The 23,860-nt window shown below is 62.3% G+C and carries 24 protein-coding genes; 9 read left to right on the top strand and 15 right to left on the bottom strand.

Annotated elements, in window-relative coordinates:
* Positions 1–8 precede the first annotated feature (8 nt).
* Positions 9–911: an SMP-30/gluconolactonase/LRE family protein gene (locus ASD02_RS16800; protein WP_057207643.1), complete on the top strand. Its 903-nt coding sequence runs from the start codon at positions 9–11 to the stop codon at positions 909–911.
* Positions 908–1,927, top strand: a complete 1,020-nt coding sequence (locus tag ASD02_RS16805) for a hypothetical protein (protein WP_057213100.1) — start codon at positions 908–910, stop codon at positions 1,925–1,927. Before ASD02_RS16800 ends, ASD02_RS16805 begins: the two co-directional genes overlap by 4 nt.
* Before the next feature lie 82 nt (positions 1,928–2,009).
* On the opposite strand, the gene ASD02_RS16810 is transcribed toward ASD02_RS16805, so the two are convergent.
* Positions 2,010–2,600: a 3'-5' exonuclease gene (locus ASD02_RS16810; RefSeq protein WP_057207667.1), complete on the bottom strand. Its 591-nt coding sequence runs from the start codon at positions 2,598–2,600 to the stop codon at positions 2,010–2,012.
* A gap of 282 nt (positions 2,601–2,882) precedes the next feature.
* On the opposite strand from ASD02_RS16810, the gene ASD02_RS39210 reads away from it, so the two are divergent.
* On the top strand, positions 2,883–3,044 hold the full coding sequence (locus tag ASD02_RS39210) for a hypothetical protein (RefSeq protein WP_164474919.1): 162 nt from the start codon (positions 2,883–2,885) through the stop codon (positions 3,042–3,044).
* A gap of 496 nt (positions 3,045–3,540) precedes the next feature.
* A complete protein-coding gene (locus ASD02_RS40420; protein ID WP_272953725.1) occupies positions 3,541–3,672 on the top strand; it encodes a hypothetical protein in 132 nt (43 codons plus the stop codon).
* A gap of 63 nt (positions 3,673–3,735) precedes the next feature.
* On the opposite strand, the gene ASD02_RS16815 is transcribed toward ASD02_RS40420, so the two are convergent.
* From ASD02_RS16815 to ASD02_RS16855, 9 genes are all read right to left on the bottom strand, one after another.
* Positions 3,736–4,521 carry a DUF899 domain-containing protein gene (locus ASD02_RS16815; RefSeq protein ID WP_057213202.1) on the bottom strand — a complete coding sequence of 262 codons (786 nt, stop codon included), beginning with the start codon at positions 4,519–4,521 and terminating at the stop codon, positions 3,736–3,738.
* Between the two features lie 174 nt (positions 4,522–4,695).
* Positions 4,696–5,481, bottom strand: a complete 786-nt coding sequence (locus tag ASD02_RS16820) for a MurR/RpiR family transcriptional regulator (RefSeq protein WP_057207641.1) — start codon at positions 5,479–5,481, stop codon at positions 4,696–4,698.
* Between the two features lie 59 nt (positions 5,482–5,540).
* Positions 5,541–6,398, bottom strand: coding sequence for an inositol monophosphatase (locus ASD02_RS16825; protein WP_057213102.1), 858 nt, complete (start codon positions 6,396–6,398; stop codon positions 5,541–5,543).
* Positions 6,395–7,504 (bottom strand): ABC transporter ATP-binding protein, encoded by a 1,110-nt coding sequence (locus ASD02_RS16830; RefSeq protein WP_057213104.1) that lies wholly within the window; start codon positions 7,502–7,504, stop codon positions 6,395–6,397. Before ASD02_RS16830 ends, ASD02_RS16825 begins: the two co-directional genes overlap by 4 nt.
* 82 nt (positions 7,505–7,586) lie before the next feature.
* Complete coding sequence (locus tag ASD02_RS16835; protein ID WP_082555553.1) at positions 7,587–9,197, bottom strand: iron ABC transporter permease; 1,611 nt, start codon at positions 9,195–9,197, stop codon at positions 7,587–7,589.
* A gap of 20 nt (positions 9,198–9,217) precedes the next feature.
* Positions 9,218–10,234: an ABC transporter substrate-binding protein gene (locus ASD02_RS16840; protein WP_057220914.1), complete on the bottom strand. Its 1,017-nt coding sequence runs from the start codon at positions 10,232–10,234 to the stop codon at positions 9,218–9,220.
* 236 nt (positions 10,235–10,470) lie between these two features.
* Positions 10,471–11,244 carry a sulfite exporter TauE/SafE family protein gene (locus tag ASD02_RS16845; protein ID WP_025429540.1) on the bottom strand — a complete coding sequence of 258 codons (774 nt, stop codon included), beginning with the start codon at positions 11,242–11,244 and terminating at the stop codon, positions 10,471–10,473.
* A gap of 97 nt (positions 11,245–11,341) precedes the next feature.
* Positions 11,342–12,163, bottom strand: coding sequence for an MBL fold metallo-hydrolase (locus ASD02_RS16850; RefSeq protein ID WP_244494231.1), 822 nt, complete (start codon positions 12,161–12,163; stop codon positions 11,342–11,344).
* A 60-nt stretch (positions 12,164–12,223) separates the two neighbouring features.
* On the bottom strand, positions 12,224–13,705 hold the full coding sequence (locus ASD02_RS16855; RefSeq protein WP_057213110.1) for an aminotransferase class V-fold PLP-dependent enzyme: 1,482 nt from the start codon (positions 13,703–13,705) through the stop codon (positions 12,224–12,226).
* Between the two features lie 108 nt (positions 13,706–13,813).
* On the opposite strand from ASD02_RS16855, the gene ASD02_RS16860 reads away from it, so the two are divergent.
* The gene (locus tag ASD02_RS16860; RefSeq protein WP_038577978.1) at positions 13,814–14,287 is read left to right on the top strand and encodes an Lrp/AsnC family transcriptional regulator; all 474 of its coding nucleotides are present in this window, start codon (positions 13,814–13,816) and stop codon (positions 14,285–14,287) included.
* Between the two features lie 62 nt (positions 14,288–14,349).
* On the opposite strand, the gene ASD02_RS16865 is transcribed toward ASD02_RS16860, so the two are convergent.
* A complete protein-coding gene (locus ASD02_RS16865; RefSeq protein ID WP_057213112.1) occupies positions 14,350–15,258 on the bottom strand; it encodes a LysR family transcriptional regulator in 909 nt (302 codons plus the stop codon).
* 110 nt (positions 15,259–15,368) lie between these two features.
* Between ASD02_RS16865 and ilvD the strand changes: the two genes are divergently transcribed.
* Both ilvD and ASD02_RS16875 read left to right on the top strand, forming a co-directional pair.
* On the top strand, positions 15,369–17,042 hold the full coding sequence (gene ilvD / locus ASD02_RS16870) for a dihydroxy-acid dehydratase (protein WP_057213114.1): 1,674 nt from the start codon (positions 15,369–15,371) through the stop codon (positions 17,040–17,042).
* A 279-nt stretch (positions 17,043–17,321) separates the two neighbouring features.
* Positions 17,322–17,816 (top strand): DUF2809 domain-containing protein, encoded by a 495-nt coding sequence (locus ASD02_RS16875; RefSeq protein ID WP_234907849.1) that lies wholly within the window; start codon positions 17,322–17,324, stop codon positions 17,814–17,816.
* Here ASD02_RS16875 and ASD02_RS16880 read toward each other — a convergent pair whose 3' ends face one another.
* Positions 17,817–18,392 carry a TetR/AcrR family transcriptional regulator gene (locus ASD02_RS16880; RefSeq protein ID WP_057213116.1) on the bottom strand — a complete coding sequence of 192 codons (576 nt, stop codon included), beginning with the start codon at positions 18,390–18,392 and terminating at the stop codon, positions 17,817–17,819. It lies immediately after the preceding gene.
* Between the two features lie 133 nt (positions 18,393–18,525).
* Here ASD02_RS16880 and ASD02_RS16885 point away from each other — a divergent pair, with 133 nt between their 5' ends.
* Complete coding sequence (locus ASD02_RS16885; protein ID WP_057213118.1) at positions 18,526–19,731, top strand: MFS transporter; 1,206 nt, start codon at positions 18,526–18,528, stop codon at positions 19,729–19,731.
* A gap of 103 nt (positions 19,732–19,834) precedes the next feature.
* Here ASD02_RS16885 and ASD02_RS38270 read toward each other — a convergent pair whose 3' ends face one another.
* The 3 genes from ASD02_RS38270 to ASD02_RS16900 all read right to left on the bottom strand — a co-directional run bounded on the left by ASD02_RS38270 (position 19,835) and on the right by ASD02_RS16900 (position 22,397).
* Entirely contained in the window at positions 19,835–20,131 is a 297-nt protein-coding gene (locus ASD02_RS38270) for a hypothetical protein (RefSeq protein ID WP_063978396.1), read from the bottom strand.
* A gap of 100 nt (positions 20,132–20,231) precedes the next feature.
* Positions 20,232–20,945: a DUF6065 family protein gene (locus ASD02_RS16895; RefSeq protein ID WP_057213119.1), complete on the bottom strand. Its 714-nt coding sequence runs from the start codon at positions 20,943–20,945 to the stop codon at positions 20,232–20,234.
* A gap of 129 nt (positions 20,946–21,074) precedes the next feature.
* Positions 21,075–22,397, bottom strand: coding sequence for an MFS transporter (locus ASD02_RS16900; RefSeq protein ID WP_057213121.1), 1,323 nt, complete (start codon positions 22,395–22,397; stop codon positions 21,075–21,077).
* 264 nt (positions 22,398–22,661) lie between these two features.
* Here ASD02_RS16900 and cyoA point away from each other — a divergent pair, with 264 nt between their 5' ends.
* Complete coding sequence (gene cyoA / locus ASD02_RS16905) at positions 22,662–23,852, top strand: ubiquinol oxidase subunit II (RefSeq protein ID WP_057213123.1); 1,191 nt, start codon at positions 22,662–22,664, stop codon at positions 23,850–23,852.
* Positions 23,853–23,860 lie beyond the last annotated feature (8 nt).

Here is a 23,860-nt window from a genome sequence, read left to right on the forward strand (position 1 = left end):
AGGCGCGGATGGTGAGGTCGGTTACCTGTGTTGCCCCGGTCGGCGACAAATGCGGCGAGGGCGCCGTCTGGTCGGCATCCGAGCAGGCGCTCTACTGGAGCGACGTCAATCGATTTCTCGTCCATCGGTATGATGAGGCGAGCGGTTCGGTCCGCTTTTGGATATTCGACGAGCCGGTGGTGGCGGTCTCCCTCACCGACGAGCCAGGGCGGTTGCTTCTGGCGCTAGCCTCAAAACTCGTCTGGTGGTGGCCGGAAACCGACCGGCGCGAGGATCACGGCTTCCGCTTGCCCGGATATCCGCGCGTGCGCCTGAACGACGGTCGTCCCGACCCGGCGGGAAACTTCTGGGTCGGGTCGATGAAGAACAATGTTCTGCCCGACGGCGAGCTTGGCGAGACGGCAGAAGGCGAGGGCATCCTCTACCGCATCGCGCCTGATGGAACGGTGAGCGAGTGGCGGCATGGGCTCGGCATCTCCAACACGCTTTGCTGGAGTCCCGATGGCAGCACCTTCTATTTCGGTGATACGCTCGCCAACGAGATCTACGCCTTCGATTACGCAATAGCGGACTGTTCGATCTCGAACGAACGGACATTCCTTGCTGACTTCTCCCGCGGTTCACCTGACGGCTCGGCGATCGATAGCGATGGCTATCTCTGGAACTGCCGTTTCGGCGGCGGCTGCATCGCGCGCATATCGCCTGAGGGTTCCGTGGCGGAGATCATCGAAATGCCGGTCACCAATATCACGACCTGCACCTTCGGCGGTGCCGACCTGAAGACGCTCTATGTCACGACGGCCAGTATCCTCTCAAAGCCCGGGGAACGGCTCGCCGGCAGCCTTTATGCCCTGACGGTCGACACCCCCGGACTGGCGGAGAACCGTTTTGGCGGGGCGGCATCGAGATGACTGAGACGACAAGGCGCGGCCTGGCCTGGGCGCATGGATGCCTGGCGGTGCAATCCCTGGGCGGCATGCTGGGGCCGGTCACTTTCCTTTTGCCTGATGGACGACAGGTAAGCCCGCTGCATGTCGCACCCTGGGGTTCGGATCCCGACAGAACGACGCTGCCGCCGATCCTGCAGGAATTGCGCGGCGAATGGCCCTGCGTGCCCTTCGGCAGCGACGGCTCGCGCCCGCTGCCGAAAGGCTGGTCGGACGCTGGCGAGACCTTCGCTGGAGCGGATGTGCCGCACGGCCACGGCTCGAACGCACATTGGAGTTGGGGCGACTGCGACGAGCGGCAGATCGTCCTGACGTGCAGCTATCCGGACGGCCATCCCGTGCGCCAATTGCGCCGGCGCATCGTGCCGGACCCGCGGGCCGCCGCCGTCGACATCACGCTCGAGATCGAGGTGCGGCGACCCTGCAGGCTGCCGATCGGCCTGCACCCCACCTTCCGCCTGTCACCCCGGCCCGGATCGGTCAGGCTCGAGCCCGGAGCCTATGGCGAGGTTCGCAGTTTTCCCGGCGACGTGGAGCCGGTGGCGACGCTGTTTGCGCCGGGCGGACGATGGTCGAAGCTTGAGAGCGTCGACGCCCGCGATGGCGCCACCATCGATGCGGCGTCCGTTCCGCTTGACCAGAATGCCGAGGAACTGCTGCAGCTGGTCGGCATCGATGGCGCGATCGCCTTGCACTACCGTGACGAGGGGTTTCGTGCCCGCCTTGAATGGCAGAAAGAGCATTTCCCAAGCCTGTTGCTCTGGTACAGCAATCGCGGCCGGAAGGCCTATCCATGGGATGGGAAACATCTCGCCCTTGGCGTTGAGCCGGTTTGCTCGGCCTTCGATTTCGGCCCGGCGGTCTCGTCAGCCGACAACCCCTTGGCATCGCCAGCCGCGCCCACGTCACTGCCCTTCTATCCCGATCAGCCGTTCGTCACGCGCTACCGGATCTCGGTCGAGGCCGCACCCATGGGGTGAAGCCATCATGGGGTGAAGCCATATCTCGCGGGCGATCTGGTGTATCGGGCTGAACCACTCCGGGCATGCCTGCCCAGCGGGCTTATTTTTTCCGGCAGGTGCAAGGGTCGTAGCCGTTGGCAAACAGCCGTCCGGCCCGCATGCCGATCATGGTCGGAATGTCGCGGACCTGCGAAATGCCCAGAGACCCGGCAATCGCAATCGCTGCCTCGGCACAGATCGCCGCGTCCTCGGCAGCGTTGTGATGTGCGAAGGTCAAGCCGAGATGACCGGCCAGGATGTTTAACTTGTGCGATCCGAGATGCGGCCAGACCTTTTGCGCCATCTTCACCGAGCAGAGATAGGACAGTTCCGGATAATCCTGCCGGTAGAGATCGAGACAGGAGCGCCAGACGCTGAAGTCGAAGGCCGCATTGTGGGCGATCATGGTGGCGCCGCGAAAGTCGTCGGCGAATTCGTCCATGACTTCGGGAAACTCGCCTGCGTCCTCCACATGCTCCGGGCGGATGCCGTGGATTGCGATGTTGAAGGAGGAGAAGCGCATGGTCTTCGGACGGATGAGCCGCTCCTCGATCCGCACGACCCGGCCATCCTCGACCCAGGCCAGACCGACCGAACAGGCGCTGCCGCGCTGCTCGTTGGCGGTTTCGAAATCAATGGCGATGGTCTTCAACGTGGTGTCCCGACTGGTCTTGCGCGGCAAGGGTAAAGCCCTACAGCATCCTTCGCGCGCCCTTTGCACGCAGGAAGTATGCTGTAGCGGTGTGCGGGCGATTCGGCAAAGAGTGCAAAGGGTTCCGGTCAGTCGACCTGGCGCTCGCGACAGCTGTGATCCTGCGCGAATACCACTTGCGTTTCCCGTCAGCGTAGGAGAATCTCCGGATCAGGACAAAACAGGCTTAGGTCGCTGCCGGATACCCCAGGCTGCAACGGCAGCCCCCAAGTGGAGAAAACCATGCCCACCAGATTTCTTACGGCGATTGCAGTCACGGCACTTCTGGCGATCTCAGGATGCGCGACCAGTGGCTCCGGCAACACGACCTACGCGCAATCACAAGGGGTCGACCCCGATATCGATCCTACCGGCACCGGCGATGAAACCATGGACGCCGACTAGCCGGCTACTACCGCATGTTTCGTTAAATCGTATTCGCTTTAAGGATAAAAACATGGAACAATTCAAAGTCCTACAGCGACCTTTGCACGTTTAAAAAGACGCGCGGCGCTGCAGAATGTCTCCAGTTTAGACTGAGTGGCAGAAACGCTCTACCTCCTTGTTCTTAGACGTTCCTGTCTAAGAGCCGCTTCGCACTTTTTCCTGGAAGTGCTGTAGCACCCTACCTTGTCCGCTTCCCTTCGCCCGTTTCTCGTGGAGGGGGCGGGCGAGTATCGATGCCGCAATGCTTGTCCAGGCCTGAAGAGAGCGCTCCGCTGCAGGGCATGCCGATGAGGCCGGCCGTTCCGCGCCGGGAAATAGCAAATTCTAAACATCCCCCGAACAGGTGCAGAACGGTTCGGGTGCGGAACATGTCCTGCGGTCGCTGCCTAACCAATTGGGAGAGGAACATTTCTCTCGTCTCGATTTCCCCACATTGAAGGCTTGATGTAAGGCGATGGACAAAACCGGTATCGCCTTCCTCATCCTTATCTGCGTGCTCGTCGCAATCGCGCTGAGCATTCTCGCCATCAGGCCGGGCGCCGACGTCGCTCCGCCCCCGAGCCCGACAATCGTTCCCAGCAATTAGCGAAACGAAGGCGACGCCCCACGACCCTTGCCGCCAGTTTCGCCTTGTCTACGATGCTAAAGCTCAAGGCTTGTTGCCCGCCTGTCGGTCGCGGAACGCCGCTTCGCCCGCGTCCGACACTTCGACCCATTTCTTGTCGGGCGCGGCATCTGCGACGTAACTGTCGTTCCAGTTCCACCACTTGTAGGTTGGCGTCTGCGGATAGCCTTGCGGTGAATCCTCCCAGACCTCCTGCCGGCCCAACGGTGTGATGTCGAGGTAGTTCCAGGTGCTCCCCATCTGTTCGTCGCCGCGGTTGTTGATGAAGTAGGTGCGGAACACGCGCTCGCCGTCGCGATAGAACACGTTGGTACCGTGCCATTCGGCCACGCCGAAGTCGGCATCGAAATCGTCGGTGATGGTGAACCACGGTATCTCCCAGCCCATGCGCGCCTTGAGCCGCGCGATGTCCGCCTGCGGCGCGCGCGAAACGAAGACGAGCGTGGTGTCGCGGGCGTTGAGGTGGGCGACGTGGGCAACCTGGTCGGCGACCATGGAGCAACCTCTGCAGCCATGATCGGGCCAGCCGAACACGCCCGGTTCGAAGAAGGCGCGATAGACGATCAACTGGCGCCGGCCGGCAAACAGGTCGGTCAGGCTGGCTCTGCCCGCAGGGCCGTCGAAGGCATAGGCCTTTTCAACGGCCATCCATGGCATTCGCCGACGCTCGGCGGCCAGTGCGTCGCGGGCGCGGGTCTGGGCTTTCTCCTTCACCAGCAGTTGCTGGCGGGCTTCTTCCCAGGCTTGTGGAGATACGACCGGTGGTGTCTGCATGGCGGGGTGTCCGCCTTTTTCCGCTGATGTCGTCATGGCGCTTGAAACCTCCTCGTTGGCACGGGCGACTTCGCCCAAGATTGTGCGCTGTTGCTCAGGAGGTAGTTTCGCACCGAAGCCGAAACGATGGGAGTAACAAGTATGACGGCATTCCGGTCGCCGTCGTGCCGGGCATCACGACGGCGACCGGAGCGCCTCACCCGGCGCGGTTCAATCGGCCTTGTCGAGTTCAGGTGCCAGCAGCGCAAAGAGCACATCCAGCATCACATACATCGGCGCGCGGCCGGTGGGCACGATGAGGGGGCCCGCGGATGTGCGATAGGCATTGAGATTGATGTTTTCGTCAGCAAGCGAGGCGACGATGGAGCCGCCGGGAGAGATGGCGACGACGCGGGCGCCCGACTTCTTGGCGATCTCGATGTTGGAAATCAGGTAGCTCGTGCGGCCTGAGAAGGAGAGGACGAACAGCACATCTGAGGGGGAGAGGCGCGCAGCCGAGACCATCTGCAAGGTCGGATCGGAATAGGCGACGCTCGCGATCCCGAGAGAGGCCATGCGATGCTGCGCTTCGCCTGCCAGAAAGCCGGATCCACCATAGCCATAGACGTCGATCCGGCGCGCCTTCGCCAGAAGGTCCACGGCGCGACGCAGGGAATCGAGGTCGAGGTCATGCCGCGCCTCGCGCAAGGCTTCTGCTGCGCGGTTGAATATGTCGTCCACCATACCGGAGAATGGATCGGTCCCGCTTTCGGCCACGGCTGCCGTGGACTGGCGAACGGCAAGCTGCTGGGCGAGCTTCAGACGGAAATCCGGAAAGCCATCGCAATCGAGCCTGCGGCAGAAGCGGATGATCGACGGCTCGCTGACCTTGGCGACGCGCGCCGCATCCGTTATCGACCAGGTGATCGCCGTGCTCGGCGTGTCGAGGATCGCTTCCGCGATCCTGCGCTCGGCGGGCGTGAACTGGGACAGGGATTGCCTGATCAGATCCAGCATGGGACCCATCGTATTGGCAGCTTGAGTGCACGTGTCATAAAGCGTCTTTCGCAATTGGACTACAACTTGCCATCTGCCATCAGCTTCGACAGGCAGGACGATTGATAGTCAAAACCGGCCTGCGCGACAACGAGCCTTTTCACCGCTCCAAGCGCTTGTTCGCTCGGCTCGATACGCTGCCCGTTTGCGTCTTGAGCGATAATCTGGCCGGAGGCTGCGGCAACCAGCTGAAGGCCGGCTGCAATGTCCCAGGCGCTGAACTTGGACTCATAGGCGATGGCGACCCGCCCGACCGCTACATAGGCGAGGTGGAGCGCGCAGGAACCCAGCCGCCGAACGGCGCGAAACGAGGTGACGAGATCGGCATAGGCCTCGAGTGCCGCCAGATCGGGCCGCTCGCCCTCATAGGGGGCGTTGCTCAGCAGTTCGACGTGACGGTCGCTACTTGCGCGCGAGAAGGGCGAGACGATGTCGCCGTTCAGCGTCAGACGCCCGGCATTCGCCATGAACAGCTCTTCCCGCATCGGATCGTAGACGATACCGCAGACCGGCTCACCGGCATGGTAGGCGGCGATCGAGACACAGAAGAACGGCAGGCCGGAAGCGAAATTGCTGGTGCCGTCGATCGGGTCGATGATCCAGGTCGTCTCGCTTTCACCTTGCCAGCCGCTTTCCTCGCCGAGGATGCGCGATTGCGGCAGACGCGACCAGATGATGTCGCAGGCGGCCGCCTCCGCCGCCTTGTCGCAGGCCGTCACGATGTCGAAGAAGCCTGCCTTCTGCTCGGTCTGCAGGTTCTCGGGGCTTGCTTCGATGAAGCCCTTGCGCGCCACGGCACCTGCTGCAAGCGCGGCCTCCCTGGCAACGCTTACGATCGTCTCGTGGAGATCGCGGAGGATGGGTTGATTGATGGTCATGCAGCTTTTCCCAATTCGGCGGCTTCATTGTTCGGCAGGATCCAGACCGGCCGAGTGTCGACCGACAGGCCCAGCATCTGGCCGACTTCGGCCACGCCCGTGCGGTAATAATTGCTGTCGAGGAAGACGCATTCCTGGCCGCCCTCCAGATCGGTCAGGTATTCGACATATGCGCCCTGGAACACCACGCGGCGCACCTTTGCCTGCGTCGCGCCCTTGGCGTCGACACGGATATGTTCCGGTCGCACGACGCAGCGCACCTGTTCGCCCGGCTTGAAGGCACGGTTGCCGCGCGGCAGCGTGAAGGCGACCGTGGAGGCAATGCGGATCGACACCGTGGATTCATCCGTCGTTTCGACGCTGCCTATCAGGATGTTTGCTTTTCCCATGAATTCGGCGACGAAGCCGGTGCCGGGACGCGAATAGACGTTGAGCGGGGTGTCGTCCTGTTCGATGACGCCGTTGCGCATCACCACGACCCGGTCCGAAATCGCCATGGCCTCGCTCTGGTCGTGGGTGACGTAGAGGCTGGTGATGCCGAGGCGAAGCTGGATGGCGCGCAATTCGTCGCGCATGCGTTCGCGAAGCTGCGCGTCGAGGTTGGAGAGCGGTTCGTCGAACAACAGCACTTTCGGCTGGGTCACGACGGCACGCGCAAGCGCCACGCGCTGCTGCTGGCCGCCCGAGAGACGTGACGGCGAGCGGTCGGCGTAGGTTTCGAGCGCCATCGTCGCAAGAACGGAGGAGACGCGATCCTTCATCTCATGCCGCGGCAGGTTGAGAAGACGCACGCCGTATTCGACGTTTTCGCGTACCGTCATATGCGGGAAGAGGGCGTAGCTCTGGAACACCATGCCGACATTGCGCGCGTTGACGGGGACATTGGTGACGTCGCGTCCGCCGATGGTGATGGTGCCCTCCGAGGGCGTCTCGAAACCGGCAAGCGTGCGAAGAGTCGTCGTCTTGCCGCAGCCCGAGGGGCCGAGCAACGTCACCAGCGTACCTTCTTCGATGACGAGGTTGAGACGGTCGACCGCAAGGCCCGCGGCCGTACCGGAAGCACCGGGGAAACGCTTGGAAATATTGGAGAAGATGACTTTCGACATGGGATTACCTCTTGGGCGATGTCGACGACAGGAGAAGCTGCATGAGCGCCAGGATGGCGAGCACGACGAAGACGAGGATGCTTCAGTAAGCCGCTGCGACGCCGATCTTGAGCGTTTCCACCTGCGACAGGATCGTGACCGTGATCAGCGTCCAGTTGGCCGAAACCAGGAAGATCACCGCGCTCAGTGTCGTCAGCGACCGCGTGAAGGCATAGGAAAGTGACGTGAACAGCGCCGGCTTGAGCAGTGGCAACGTGATCTGGAAGAAGGTCCGCGTATTGGACGCGCCGAGCGTCATCGAGGCTTCCTCGATCGACTTGTCGATCTGGCGAAGCTGGTTCGAGCCTGCCTCGATACCGACCTGAAGGTTCTTCACCACCATGGCGGCAACCACGATGAAGGCGGTTCCTGTCAGGAGCAGCGGCGGCGCGTTGAAGGTGCTGACATAGCCGATACCGAGGATGGTGCCCGGTGCGGCGAAGGAAAGGAGCGTGCCCCAGCGCAGCAGGAAGCTGCCGGGAAACGCCTTCCTGACCAGCAGATAGGCGATCAGCATGCCTGCAATGGCCGTCACAGGCGTGGCGACGCCGGCCAGCAGCAAGGAGTTGGCGAGCGTCTGGAAGCCAGCGGTGAACACCGTTGCGTAGTGGTCGGTCGTCAGCGTGTTGTCGATGCCCGGCAGGCGGGTGAAGGAGACGTAGATGACCGTCAGATAGAACAGCAGGATGGCAAAGACGATAGCGTAGCAGAGGATCGAAAGCGGCAGCACCACGGCCATGCCGGAAATGCGGATCGTCTGAGCCGTCGGCTTTCCGGTTACGGTCACGTAGCTTCGCTTGCTGACCCAGTAGCGGTGGATAAGGAAGGCTGTGATCGAGGGAACCAGCATGAGGCTTGCGAGCAGCGCGCCGGAATGCAGGTCGAAGTAGCCGACCATCTGCGAATAGGCTTCGACCGCGAGTGTGTTGAAGTTGCCGCCGATCAGCATCGGGTTGCCGAAATCCTCGACCGATTTGACGAAGACCAGCAATCCCGAGCTCAGGATCGCCGGCGTGACGAGCGGCAGCGTCACCCGTGAAAAGGTGATCCAGCGTGAGGCGCCGAGCGTGGCGGAAGCATCTTCAAGCGCGCTGTCGATCGATTGCAGCATGCCGCGGATGTTGAGATAGGCGATCGGCGTGAAGGCGAGCGACTGGATCAGAACCAGACTGTGAAAGCCGTAGACGTTTGCGTTGCGTATGCCGAGCAGTTCGCGGGTGATGAGGCCCGAGCGCCCGAACAGGATCACCACGGCGAGCGCCATGACGAAGGGTGGAGAGATGATCGGCAGCAGCGCCACGCCGTGCACGAAGGTCTTGCCGGGCATGGTCGTGCGTGTTGCCGAGAAGGCAAGCACGAAGCCGATCACGGTGGCGATCACTGCTGAAGTCGCGCCGAGCAGCAGCGTGTTGAACAACGATTCCCAGACAAAGGATTTCGACAGGACGTCGGCGAGGGCGGCGAGATCGAAGCCGCGGTCGGTGATCACAGCCTGCTTCAGAACGGTGAAGATCGGCAAGGCGGCGAAGACGAGCACCGAGAGCGTGACGACGGCGAAAATGCCGAACAGCCAGGGATCGACGACGATCTTGCGCAGGAAGGCCGGCGATGCCCCCGTCCGCCCGGACGGGGTCGCTTGCGAGACGAGGGTCATGGCGGGGCTCCTTGCCGGCGTTACTTGGCGTCAGCCTTGTGGCGTACGTCGTTTTCATAGCGCTCCAGGAGGCGAGCGCGATTTTCGCCGGCCCAGCTGAAGTTGTAGTCGATCATCTTCACGTTGGAGAGGTCGATCTTGGCTTCAGGATTCTTGTAGCCCGGCACGATCGGCCCGCAAAACGTTGCGCCGATGGCGGCCTGGCCCTTCTCGGTGAGCACCCAGTCCAGGAAGCTGGCGGCGGCCTTCGACTGCTCCTCGGATGCGTTGGCGATTGCCGCTGCCGCATTCACCTCGAAGCCGGTGCCCTCTTCGGGAAACGCGTAGCCGACGGGATAACCCTGCGCGAGTGCGGCCTCGATATCCTGAGTATAGGCCATGGCAAGCGCGATCTCGTTGTTGGCGACCATGCGGGATGGCGCGACGCCGGAGCGCGTGTACTGAACCACGTTTTCGTCGATCTTCTTCATCAGCTCGAAGACCGGCTCCTCGCCGAAAAGCTGGACCATCGAGGCAAGAGCCACGTAGGCCGTTCCCGAGGATGCGGGGTGGGCAAGGGCGACGCTCTGCTTGAAGGCCGGGTCGGCAAAGGATTTCCAGCTTGTCGGCGGCTTGGCGCCGGTCTCGTCGAGAACCGCCTGGCTGTAGGCAAAGACGATCGGCGAGATCGAGATGGGGGTCCAGCGGCCTTCCTTGTCGGTGTAGCGCTGGTCTACCTTGTCGATGCCGGCGTTCTTGTGCGGCGCGAGCAGGCCCTCGTTGGCGGCCTGGATAAAGTTGTCGGCCGCACCTGCCAGCCACAGCCCAGCCTGGGGATTGCTCTTTTCCGCGCGGATGCGGGCGAGGATTTCGCCGGCGCCGATGCGCACGAACGGTGCTTCGATGCCGCTATCGTCCTTGAATGCCTTCAGCACGGAGGCGCAATCGTCTTCCGACATCGGGCAATAGACGGTCATTCCGGCAGCATAGGCACTGCCGGTCGAGAAAACTGAGCATAGGGAGACAAGCGCTGAAGCCAGCGCGAAACGGCGTGACATATTGATTTCCTCCAGACGATCGCATCGGCCTCTCCCGAGAACCCTGCCTGGGCCTTCGTGGTCTCACTCGCCGTGCGTCCTCATCGTGATAATGAACAAATCTACATATGTAAAAAGAAATGTAGATTAGCTACATTTGTGGCCGAACATGAAGCCGAGGATAGAGAATTTCCGGCAAACAGGTTGTTCGGTCCGCGTGTCGTCGAAGAGCCATACGCGCCGCGCCGACGGCCCTATCACCATGCGTAGAACGCCAGACCAATGGCGACGGCGAAGGTGAGGGCTGCAAACAACAGGTTCAGCGTCGATTGGTACTTGCTGAAACTGTGGGCGGCGCGACAGCCCGTAAGCGCGCCAAGGGCTCCGCCGCCGATGAAGGAGAGAGCGAGTGGCCAGTCGACCAGACCGGAGAAGGTGTAGCTTGCCCCGGTTGTAAGGCCGAAAGCGGTAATGGCAACCAGCGACGTGGCGATTGCGTTGATCGTCGGCATGCCGGTTGAAACCATCAGGCCCGGAACGATCAGGAACCCGCCGCCGATCCCGAAGAAGCCTGAGATGATGCCGGTTCCGGCGCCAAAGGAGAGCACCTTCGGTGCGTTTCTTGGTGTGCAGCTCGACGCCGGATCGCCAACCATGTGGCGCCGCCGCAACATGGTCACGCTGACGACGGCCATCAGTGCCGCGAACAACAGCAAGAGCCGCTGGCCATCCAGCGCCTTGCCGAGTGCTGCGCCGATCCAGGCGCCGCCGATGCCGGTGACGCAGTACATTGCCGCGCAGCGCCATTTCACCGTCCCGTGCCGCGCATGCATTGCCAGTCCCGAAAGCGCATTGGCTGCGACTGCGACGGCGCTCGTGCCGATCGCCACGTGCACGTTGCTCACCCCGACGACTTGGACGAGGAGGGGCACGGCGAGAATGGAGCCGCCGCCGCCGAACAGTCCGAGGCTGAAGCCGACGAGACCGCCACTCAAGGCTGCCAGAATGTATTGGACGAGGTCTAGCGTCATCATTCGGCGCCGGGCTGGGGGGCGAACGCTGTCGCCCGAGATGCACCGAAGCCGGAAGATGGCCGGGACACGGAACGTGCCCGCGAACGGGGCGCCGTCAGGACCATGCGGCACCTTGCAGGGCGTCGATGGGGAATTTCAGGTAGCGCCGGCCGTTTTCCTCCGGCTCCGGAAGCCGGCCGCCGTTGATATTGACCTGCAGGGCATGGAGGATGAGCTTGGGCATCGGCAGCGTTCGGTCCCGTCCCTCGCGGAACGCGACGAACTCGCTTTCGCAGACATAGCGTGTCAAATGGATGTTGTCCGCCTTCTGCAGTGCAACAGTGCTTTCCCAGCGCGGTTCGCGTCCACCAGGCTGATAGTCATGGCCGACGAAGATACGGGTATCGTCCGGCAGGGCCATGATGTCGCGGATGCTCGCCCACAGCGCGTTGGCGCTGCCGCCGGGGAAATCGGTGCGCGCGGTTCCGCTGTCCGGCATGAACACCGTGTCGTGCACGAAGGCAGCGTCCCCGATGAGGTAAGTGATCGATGCCAGCGTGTGTCCCGGCGAAAACATCACCCCGGCCTCGAGACTGCCGATCCGAAACGTATCGCCACGATCAAACAGCCGGTCCCATTGCGATCCGTCCGTTTTCAGGCCTGGCCAATTGTAGATGTCGGCCCATAATTTCTGGACCTTGACGATCTGCGTGCCGATGGCCGTGGGCGCGCCGGTTTTGGCCTTCAGATAGGCGGCGGCGGAAAAGTGGTCGGCATGCGGATGGGTATCCAGGATCCACTGGACGTCCAGGTCCTGCGCTCGCGCGAAGTCGAGCAGCCGGTCGGCATTGCCTGTCGCTATCGCGCCGGATTTCTCGTCGAAGTCGAGCACCGGATCGATGATCGCACAGGCCCGCGTTTTCGGGTCGCTGACCACATATTGTACGGACCAGGTTCGCGGGTCGAAGAAAGCCGCAATGTCAGGCCTCGCCATGCCTCAGGCCTCCGCTGCAAGCGCTGCACGCGGGAAGAAGATGGCGCGCGCCGGGTCGAAATCGTAGTGTTGCTCGTAGCTGGCTGCGTCGGCGGCGAGCTTGGCGACGGCGTCGAGGATGAACGCCACCTCTTCGTCGGCGAGCAGGACGCTGAAGTTCAACCGGACAAAACCCGGCTTCAGCATTTCCTGTCCGGCAAGGATGGCGTCGCGCAGGCGTTGCGATTCCTCGTCATCGATGCCGAGCAGCCGGTGCACATAGGGACCGGCACAGGCGCAGCCACCGCGCGCCTGAATGCCGAAGCGATCGCTGAGCATGCGGGTGACGAGCTGCTGGTGGACATGGCCGCCCTTGCCGTCCTTGACGCGGAAGGAAAAGATCGGCAGCCGCTGTGGCCCGAGAGGACCGAGCAAATCCAGCCGCTCGATGCCTTGCCATGCGGCGATAGCGCGACGGGTCAGCTCGGCGTTTCTGGCCTGCATTGCCTCGGCACCGATCGCTTCCTTGACGAGGAAAGCGAGTGCGGCGCGGATATCGCCGACGACGTTCGGCGTGCCGGCCTCCTCGCGCGCTTCCAGGCTTTGGCTATAGTCATGGCCGGTGGGCGAAACGAACTTGACGGTGCCGCCGCCGGGCCAGGATGGCTTGGCGGTGACGGCCGCGTCACGCCGCAGGATCAGAATGCCTGACGTGCCGGGACCACCGATGAACTTGTGCGGCGAGATGACCACGGCGTCGATCGCGGCAGCGCCGTCGGGCGACATGTCGATCGGCAGGTAGGGCCCAGCACCGGCATAGTCCCACACCATCTTTGCGCCTGCCGCCTTCGCGATCCGGGTGACGGCCGCAACATCGGTGACGATGCCCGTGACGTTGGAGGCGGCGGAGAAGGCGCAGACGACGAGATCGGCCGGTTGCTTCAGCGCGTCGTCGAGTGCGACGAGATCCGGCCCGCCGGCAGGGCACTCGGCGATCTCGACCACCTCGGCGCCGCTTTCGCGCCAGGGCAGGATATTGGAGTGGTGCTCATAGGGCCCGATCAGGATGCGCACGCGCCGACCGGTGGCGACCGCCTCGGTAACACCCAGCAGGCTCACCAGCCGATTGATGCCGGCGGTGGCGCCGGAGCCGGCGAAAATGACGGCATGCTCAGGTCCGGCGCCGCAGCAGGCGGCGATCACAGCGCGCGCATCGCGGCGGAGCCTGGTCATCGAGCCGCCGCAGTAGGACGCCTCGGTGTGGCTGTTGGCATAATAGGGCAGGACCTGTTCGAGGATGAAATGCTCGATCTGCATCAATGCCCGGCCCGATGCGACATAGTCGGCATAGACGAGGTTCTTGACGCCGAAGGGACCGTCGATCTTTGCAGTCTTGCCGACGAGCCCAGCCCGCAGGTCAGCGATTGCGTTGTCGCCGGCGAGGCTTTCCCGAAATGCTTCGAGCGGGCCGGTAAGATAGGGCTGGCGTGGGCACGGCGTCGTCATCGTTTCCTCCCGGAGTCGGACAGACGATAAGTCTAATCGATCGGTTGCATGCAAACTTCATCATTCTTATGCTTCTGCGAGTCAAAATCGGGTCATGTGATCGCTGAAATGGAAAAGATTGACGAAATTGATATGCGGATCCTGTCCTGCCTGCAAAAGGACGGCACGATTTCGCAGCGTGATCTGGCCGACCGAGTCGGACTGTCGCAGAACGCCTGCTGGCGGCGCCTGCAACGGTTGAACGCCAGCGGGCTTGTGCTTGGTACCCATGCCGCAATCGACGTCGCAGCGCTCGGCTTCGACCTTACCGTGTTCGTGATGATCCGCACCCGCCATCATTCCAAGGAATGGGCCGACAACTTCCGCAAGCATGTCGAGCGTCTGCCGGAGGTGACGGACCTCTACCGGATCGGCGGCGACTGGGACTATCTGATCAAGGTGGTGACGCGTGGCATGGCTGGCTATGACGCCTTCTACCAGAAGCTCATCACCGATTTCGACCTGATGACGGTCACCGGCTTCTTTTCGATGGAAACCATCATCAGCAACCGCATGCCCGACCTGCGCGGCCTGATGCGGTAGCGTGCAGTTGATGTTCCAGGGATGCCGTTGCGCTGCGCGCCCTACCAGCCGACAACGCGCGGTCACCTGTTATCGGCCGGTACCGCCGCGGCAAGGAAGGTGTCGAGTGCCGGATTCTGGTCCGAACTGCGCCACGCAAGGCCGGTTTCCACCTCCGGTACGCTGCCGGCCAGCGGCAGATAGGTTGCCCCGCGCCGCTGAAGATTGGTCATCGATTGCGGCACCAGCGCCACCCCCAGCCCGGATGCGACCAGACCGACGATCGTCTGCATCTGGATGGCTTCCTGATAGGCGGTGAACGCCAGCCCATGTTCGGCGAAATATCCCGAGACGATATCGTGAAAAGCCGGTGCCGCCCGCCGTGGAAAAACGATGAATGGCGCCTTGAAGAAGTCGGCTGGCTCCAGGATTTTTCCAGCAAACCCCTTTCGTCCTTCGTTGATCCAGGCCGTCGGCACCGCGGCAACCAGCGGTTCCCGCAGCAAAGCCTGGTAGGAAAGGGCAGGATGAAGCGACGCTTGGCTGGGGGCAATGATCAGCCCGACATCGATTTCTTCGTCGAGCAACGCCTCGATTTGGATATCGCTGGTGGCTTCGCGCATCGTCAGTTCCACATGCGGATAGGCCGCGCGATAGCGGCTGACCATGTCGGGCAGAACGCTATAGTCGGCTGTGCTGACGAAGGACAAACGCAGGTGGCCGATCTCGCCGCGTGACAGCCTTTTTGCGGTGTCGGCAAGGCCGTTCGCCCCGTCAAGCACCTGGCGGACATGGGCGAGCCATTGCCTGCCGACGGATGTCAGTTCCACGTTCCGCTTGGTGCGCTTGAACAGCTGTACCTTCAGCTCCCCCTCCAGTGCCTGTATCGATTGGCTGAGCGGCGGCTGGGTCATGTTGAGGCGAGCGGCCGCATGGCCGAAATGCAGCTCTTCGGCGACGGCGACGAATTGGCGAAGTTGCCTCAAATCCATGATGCATTCCGATTGATATGTTCTACGACTTATTTGTGCGAAAAAAGTATATTTCACAGGCCTGCTGAACGCCAGTAAACTCGACCTTGAATGAACCGAGGGAGCAAATCATGGCCTACAACGAGCGCTCGAAACACATCACGCAAGGTGTCGCGCGATCCCCCAACCGGGCGATGTATTATGCGCTCGGCTACGAGAAAGCCGATTTCGACAAACCGATGATCGGTATTGCCAACGGTCATTCGACGATCACGCCCTGCAATGCCGGGCTGCAGCCGTTGGCCGACGCCGCTGTCGCTGCCATCAAGGCTGCCGGTGCAAATCCGCAGATCTTCGGCACGCCGACGATTTCCGACGGCATGTCGATGGGCACCGAAGGCATGAAATATTCGCTCGTGTCCCGCGAGGTCATCGCCGACTGCGTCGAAACCTCGGTGCAGGGGCAGTGGATGGATGGCGTGCTCGTGCTCGGCGGCTGCGACAAGAACATGCCGGGCGGCATGATCGGCATCCTCCGCGCCAATGTTCCGGCGATCTATGTCTATGGCGGCACGATCAAGCCTGGCCACTGGAAGGGGCAGAGCCTTTCGATCGTCTCCGCCTTCGAAGCCGTCGGCGCCTTCATGGCGGGCAAGATGAGCCAAGAGGATTTCGACGGCATCGAACGCAATGCCTGTCCGTCGACCGGCTCCTGCGGCGGCATGTACACCGCCAACACGATGAGTTCGTCCTTCGAGGCGCTCGGCATGTCGCTTCTCTATTCCTCCAACATGGCCAATCCCGACCGGGAGAAGACGGACAGTGCCGCTCAGTCGGCTCAAGTCCTGGTCGAAGCGGTCAAGAAGGGCATCAAGCCCAGGGACATCGTCACGCGCAAGTCGATCGAAAATGCCGTTGCCTTGATCATGGCGACGGGCGGATCGACCAATGCCGTGCTGCACTACCTCGCCATCGCGCATGCGGCAGAGGTCGAGTGGACACTCGACGACTTCGAACGCGTTCGCTGCAACGTGCCCGTCCTCTGCGACCTCAAACCGTCGGGTAGATACATGGCCGTCGACCTGCACCGGGCGGGCGGCGTGCCGCAGGTGTTGAAGATCCTTTTGAATGCCGGCCTTCTGCACGGCGACTGCCTGACGATCACCGGCAGGACGATCGGTGAGGAACTTGCAGATGTTCCGGACCAGCCCCGCTCAGACCAGGAGGTTATCCGGCCCTATGAAAGACCGCTCTATCGCGAGGGGCATCTCGCCGTGTTGAAGGGAAATCTTGCCGAAGGCGGTGCTGTCGCCAAGATCAGCGGGTTGAAGAGCCCTGTCATGAGCGGCCCTGCGCGTGTGTTCGAGGACGAACAATCGGCAATGGACGCCATATTGTCGGACAGGATCAGGCCCGGCGACATCCTGGTGTTGCGATATCTCGGGCCGAAAGGTGGCCCGGGAATGCCGGAGATGCTCGCACCGACCTCGGCGATCATCGGCAGGGGCCTTGGCGACAGCGTCGGTCTCATCACCGACGGCCGCTTCTCGGGCGGAACCTGGGGCATGGTCGTCGGCCACGTCACGCCGGAGGCCTTCGAAGGCGGCACGATTGCGCTGGTGGAGGAGGGCGACCGGATCGTCATCGATGCCCATCGGCAGTTGCTGGAACTCGAAGTGGATCCGGAAGAGCTGGCAAGAAGGCGCACCCAGTGGCGGCAGCCGGAACCGCGCTACAAACGCGGTGTGCTGGCAAAGTTTGCCGCACTGGCCCGCCCGGCCAATGAAGGGGCGGTCACTGGCTGAGTGGCACCTCGGGCGGCAGGGTCGTCGCTGAGGCGTGCCGGGTTCTCCAATTCCCCATTCTGTGGTTTCGACAGTCTGAAGAGAGGCATAGGCGTTTCAGGCCGATGCCCTCATCGAAAGAGCAACGCCGCCTGGCCGCGACTTTCAGACACCAGCCTTTTGCGCCCAGCCAACGCCCGCAGGCGCTGCCGACCCTGCTTGTTAAAAACAGGCTAACGGTACGAGAATGTGACTTTACGTATATTTGAAATAGGGGTTGGCCGGCACGAAGGTTCGTTGATGGATACGGTGATCCTCGGTTTGGCCATCGCGCCATTTGCCGAGCCTCACCGCTCGACAGGCGGGTCGCATCCCGTTACATCGCTCGCCATGGAACTCCGCTTCGACCGCACCGCCTTCTTGTTTTCCATCCTTCTTTTCGTCGTCCTCGTCGTGCTGGCGACGCGTGGGGCCGGATGGGGTTGGGTCCGCAGTTTTTCCGGCGATGTCCTTGCCGTGATGTGGGTGTACTGCACGCTTGCATCGGCGGTGAAAGCTCGACCCCAGCTGCTCGCCGGTATCGCCTTCCTGCTAGGCGTGGCGATCGAGCTTGCGCAGTATCTGGCGGCCAGTTTCGATATCCGCATTTCCAATCCCGTCTTGAGGATCGTGCTTGGAGCCACGCCGGACTGGTGGGATGTGCTCGCCTATGCGCTGGGTGCGGTCCTCGTGTTGGCCATCGCAATGCTCGGCCGCTTCCGGCACCGCCGTCACGTCGGTGCATACGCGCTTTGATCAGACGGAAGCGGGCGCTTTCGAAACCAGTCCCATTGCGCCCGAGACCAGACGCGCGACATGTGCCGTATCCGGCGCCTCGCCGAAAAGGATGCGGTACATGATCGGTGAGACGACGCGGTCCATGACGGCGTCGACCTCAGGAAATGCTTCGCCACGGTCCGCAGCGCGTGCTGCGATCACCTCGATCTGCTGCTTGGTGAAGTTGCAGCACTGATAGGCGCCGCTCCCGTCCTGCGCCGCCAGCACGTCGCGTATCATCTCGCGCCCGGGTTTCGAGGACATCTCCTCGGCATATTGGACGGCCCAGGCGAGGAGATCTTCGCCACCGCTTCCGGTATCGACGGGTTCCATGTCGGGCTTCAGCCGTTCGACAGCGACATCCGCCAGGAGTTCCTGGATGTCGCCCCAACGGCGATAGATGGTCGAGGGCGTGACGCCCGCTTCGACGGCGATCATCGGAATGGTGATCTCCGTGCGCTCCATTCGTGTCATAAGGGCCTGCGCGGCCCCGTGCACCGATGCCTGCACCCTGGCGCTTCGCCCGCCCGGACGGGGACCTTCCCTGCCTGCCATTTCGACCCTTCCTTCGGTGTGCTGCGCATGGATCAGAAACTTTCACTGCACCATAAACGCAAATTATTTGCTTTTATGGGCGTTCGTCCCTACATCGCCTAAACGCAACGATTTAGCGTTAAGGGTTATATAGATGTTCTCCTCTGCCAAATCCAGTGAGAGTGACGGTCCGACCGCCAACCCCATCGCCTTCCACGCGGTCACGCTTGCCACGTTCTTCGGCGCGTCGGCGGCACCGACACCGCTTTACCGCATCTACCAGGAGAGCTTTGCTGCCTCGCCTGTGATGATGACCGGCATCTTCGCGGTCTATGCCTTCGCGCTTCTGTCCGCGCTGCTGATCGCCGGCTCGATATCCGACCATCTCGGCAGGAAGCCGGTGATTTTCGCCGCGCTGCTTCTCGAAATCGTGGCGATGGCGCTCTTCGTTCTCGCAGACGGACCGTCCTGGCTGATCGCCGCGCGTATCGTCCAGGGGTTTGCGACCGGCATCGCCGGCGCCTCGATCGGTGCGTCGCTGGTCGACGTCGATCGCGGCAGGGGCCAGCTCGTCAATTCGCTCGCGCCGCTGATCGGCATGGCCGTTGGCGCATTGGGCACCAGCGCGCTCATTCAATACGGGCCGTTTCCGCTTCACCTCGTTTATGGCCTGCTCCTGATCGGCTTTGCAGTGCAGGCAGCGGCGATATGGCTGACGCCGGAGACGGGCGGCAGACGCAGCGGCGCGCTGTCTTCACTGAAGCCGACGATCGCCATTCCGCTTCAGATCAAGCGACCGCTGGCACTGGTGACGCCGATCAACATCGCCAACTGGGCGCTTGGGGGCTTCTATCTCTCGCTGATGCCCTCGCTCGTCGCGTCCGTCACCGGCAGCCGGGCGCCGCTGACCGGTGGAGCCGTTGTCGCCACGTTGATGGCAGCCGGTGCCGTCAGTGTCTTTCTACGCCGTGCATGCAGTCCCCGGGCAAACGTGGCCTTCGGCGTCTCGGCCACGACCGCCGGCATGCTCATCGTGGTTGCCGGCACGCACCTCGCAAATGTGCCGGTCATGATCCTTGGCACCTTGCTGACCGGAGCCGGTTTCGGCACCAGCTTCCTCGGCATCATGGGATCGATCATGCCGCTCGCCAAGGCGGATGAGCGCGCCGGGCTGCTTTCCGCCTTCTACATCCAGAGCTATCTTGCCTTCAGCCTGCCGGCGATGGCCGCTGGGTTTCTCGCCAAGACACTGGGCTATCAAACGACCACCGACATCTACGCCGCCGTCATCATCGTCACCGCGGTTGGAGGGCTGATGGCAAGCCGCGAGCGCCGGGCAGGGGTGTCGGCGGTTTCGTGATTGATCGTCGACGCCTGAGTTCGAGCGAGGAATGTGTTTCACGATGGAATAGAGCTTCGTGACGCCCGTTATTCCTTCGGACCGGGGATACCGGTTCGTTTTTTCAAGAAGGAGTCACGGGCATGAAGAACCACTGGAAACTGAGCGCCGCCCTTATCGCCTGCGTAACCGCCCTTGCCGGCACTGAGGCGCAGGCAAAGCAGAGCACCGCGCCGGTGCAATCCGTCGGCAGGCAGGCGGGCGGCCACAACGACAGCACGATCATCGTTGCTGGCAACAGCTCCTCCAACTCGTCGAGCAACTCCAGCTCGAATTCATCATCGAACAGTTCGTCAAATTCGAGCTCCAATTCCTCATCGAACAGCTCGTCGAACTCCAGTTCGAACGGCTCAGACCGCACGTATCGCTCCGGCAAGCTGTGGCATACGCGCTGACAGACGATCAAAAAAATTGAGCGGGGACCGGTGGACCGGTCCCCGCTTTTTGACGTTGGCAACAGGTCAGCGCGTGGCCCGTGCCATCTTTCGATACCAGCCAGGACAGGCGATCGTGTTTCGGTAGACCGCGTTGCGGATCGCCGCTTCTTCGTTCGTTTCAGCCCGAATGTCTGCCTTGATCGCGGCATCATCCCGACGAAAAGGAATGATCTGAACGAGCGGCGTGCCCTTCTCGATCACGTGGACACCGTCCGGTGCGGTCGCGAAGAACGGGAAGTGGATGTTGGCGGAATAGGTATCCGTATCGACGACACCGGCCACGCACTCGAATGGCTGCGCCGGTCGGTTCAACGGTGGCACGAACAGGCGGCTCCAGCCGGGAGGGGTGCGGATGGACCAGTAGTTGTGAAACTTGCAGGGCGGGCTCGGTTCCTTCGGGTTGCCGGCAACCTGGTGCGCGCCGTGATTGCTGACCATCACCTTGTCGAATTCCCAGCCAGCCTCGACGTTTCGCCCGTCGTCGCGGATTTCGAGACGCACCGTGGCGGCCAATGGCAGGATCCAGCCTGATGTCATCGCGTCCAGGAATGGCAGACAGCGCTTGATGGTCAGGCCGTTGTCTCTGGCGGAAAGGTGCTGCGGGTCAACTGCGGGCAGCCTGCGATACCATTCCGGCAGACTGGTTTTGGCAGCCACGGGCGGGGCGATGACACCCAGGTCTTCCGGCTGGCAGAGGAATTGGATGCGTGGCGGTTCTTTCTTCCAAAAGTGCAACATGCTCGTTCTCCGTTCGGATGGGCGGAAGAACGGTCGGCGTCGGGGATTATTCCCCGTTCATTCAGAAGAACGCAAAGGCAGGCTGGACGGCAGCGTCAGATGCGGGGTCGAGCCGCCCCCAAGGGCGGTTCAGTTCTGGTCGAGCGCCCGGGTGAGGCTGAGCGCTACCAGCGTGCAGATTGCACCGGAGATCAGATAGCCGCCGATGAAGACGATGCCGAAGCTGGTCGCAAGTCCAAGCGCCACCAGCGGTGCGAACGCCGCGCCGACGAGCCAAGCCAGGTCGGAGGTGAGTGCCGCTCCGGTGTAGCGGTAGTACTGGGTGAAGCGCGAGGAAACAGCGCCGGAGGCCTGGCCAAAGGTGAGGCCGAGGACGCCAAAGCCGATCAGGATATAGGCGTCCTGTCCGGCTCCGCCGGCGTCAAGAAGGAAGGGTGCGGAGAAACTGAAGATGGCGATCAGTGTCGCGCCGATCATCAGCTCGTTGCGGCGGCCGACGCGGTCGGCGATCAGGCCCGACACGATAATGCCGATCACGCCGACGGCTGCGCCTGCGACCTGGACCAGCAGGAACCGGGCAGCCGACTGTCCGCCATTCAGGATGACCCAGCTCAGCGGGAAGATCGTCACCAGATGGAACATCGCAAAGCTCGCCAAAGGCACGAAGGCGCCGAGCACCACGTCCAGAGCGTGCTTGCTCAGCATTTCGAACACCGGCCGGGCTTGCAGCTCCTGTGCGTCCATCGCCGCGCCGAATTCCTTGCTGGCGACGATGCGCAGCCGGGCAAACAACGCCACGACGTTGATCGCGAAGGCGACGAAGAAGGGATAGCGCCAGCCCCAGGAGAGGAAATCCTCCTCGGAAAGATTGGCAACGAAATAGCAGAAGATGATGCTGGCGAGCGCAAAGCCGATGGGTGCCCCGAGTTGCGGGATCATCGCATACCAGCCGCGGTGGTTCGGGGGCGCGTTAAGGTTGAGCAGGGACGCAAGTCCGTCCCATGCGCCGCCGAGAGCAAAACCCTGTCCAAGTCGGAAAAGCGCCAGCAGTGCCACCGCCCAGTAACCGATCGTCTCATAGCCGGGCAGAAAGGCAATCGATGCCGTCGAGCCTCCGAGGATGACAAGGGCGATGGTCAGCTTGGTGCCGCGGCCGTAGTTGCGGTCGATCCACATGAAGACGAGGGAGCCGACCGGGCGCGCGATAAAGGCCAGCGGAAAGATCGCAAACGACATCAGCGTGGCTGCGACCGGACTGGGAGCGAACGGGAAGATGAGCTTCGGGAAGACCAGGATCGAGCCGAGGCCGTAGACGAAGAAGTCGAAGAACTCCGACATGCGGCCGATGACCACGCCAATGGCGATGCTGCCTGGCGACAGTGGCTTGTCGTCATGGATGCGGCGGGCGTCCCGCTCAAGGCCTGAAGACGTAGGATTGACGACCGAGCTCATGAATTCCTCCCGGCGATTTGTGCCGCCTCGTCGAAATGTTGATCAATCAACGCCCGAGATCAAGGAAGCGGCGAAAAAAAACGTAAACTCGTCGGCATCTTCCCAATGGTCAGCCGGCGAGGATGCACTAGATTGGGCACTTGCGGACGTCGCTGTCCATTCTGTTGCGATGCGACAGAATGCTGCAGTGCGACGAACGACCTCATTCCGCCGAGCCCGATACGCGATTAGTGCCGACTAGACAAAACGCAAATGGAGCCCGAAATGCCCACTCCATTGAAGCTCGCCGGACGATCGGCCGTTCTTCTATCGACCCTGGCCCTTGCCGGGTGCGACCTGGTCGTGATGTCGCCCTCCGGCGACATTGCGGCACAGCAGAGAGATCTGATCGTCGTTTCGACGATCCTCATGCTGATCATCATCGTGCCGGTGCTTTTCCTGACGCTGTTCTTCGCCTGGCGCTACCGCCAGTCCAACACGGCCGCCAAGTACGATCCGGAATGGCATCACTCCACCGGGCTGGAAGTCGTCATCTGGTCAGCGCCGCTGGCGATCATCATTGCGCTCGGGGCCGTCACCTGGATCAGCACCCACAAGCTCGATCCCTACAGGCCGCTCGACCGGCTTGACGCCAATCGGCCTGTTCCCGCCGAGACGAAGCCTTTGACCGTCGAGGTCGTGGCGCTCGATTGGAAATGGCTGTTCTTCTATCCGGACTACGGAATCGCCACCGTTAACGAGATGGCAGCACCGGTGGACGTGCCAATCAATTTCAAGATCACCGCATCCTCGGTGATGAACTCCTTCTACGTCCCCGCCCTTGCCGGCATGATCTATGCAATGCCGGGCATGCAGACCAAGCTGCACGCCGTTATCAACAAGCCGGGTGAGTATGAAGGCCTGTCGTCCAACTATAGCGGCGACGGCTTCTCGCACATGCGCTTCAAGTTCCATGGGTTGGACCAGGCGGGCTTCGATCAGTGGGTCGCAAGGGTCAAGCAGAACGGCACCATGCTCAATCGCGACGCCTACCTGAAGCTCGAAAAGCCGAGCACGAAGGAACCGGTCCGCTACTATGCTGGCGTCGAGAACGGGCTTTACGAAGCGGTGCTGAACATGTGCGTGCGCACGGGCCAGATGTGCATGAACGACATGATGCACATCGACATGATGGGCGGTGCCGGCGTCGAAAGTCATGAGAACCGCGCCAAGCTCGAGCACGACAACCGTCATGCCGGGGAAACGGGCCATGCGGGCGAAGCCGCACCCGGCGCCACCTTCCCGGCGACGGGCAATCCTTCGAAGAGCGAAGGGCCGGCCGAAGGTATCGACAAAGAGCCGCAGTCGATGAACCACGACATGCACAACACGCACGGCGACCACGCAGCGCCTGCCGGGAACCAAGCCGGCCCGGCGCCTGCACAGTTGAACAACGCCGGCACCACGAAGCCCTGAGGCCCGCA

This window comes from Ensifer sp. Root1252, assembly GCF_001425885.1.
Lineage (GTDB): Bacteria > Pseudomonadota > Alphaproteobacteria > Rhizobiales > Rhizobiaceae > Ensifer > Ensifer canadensis.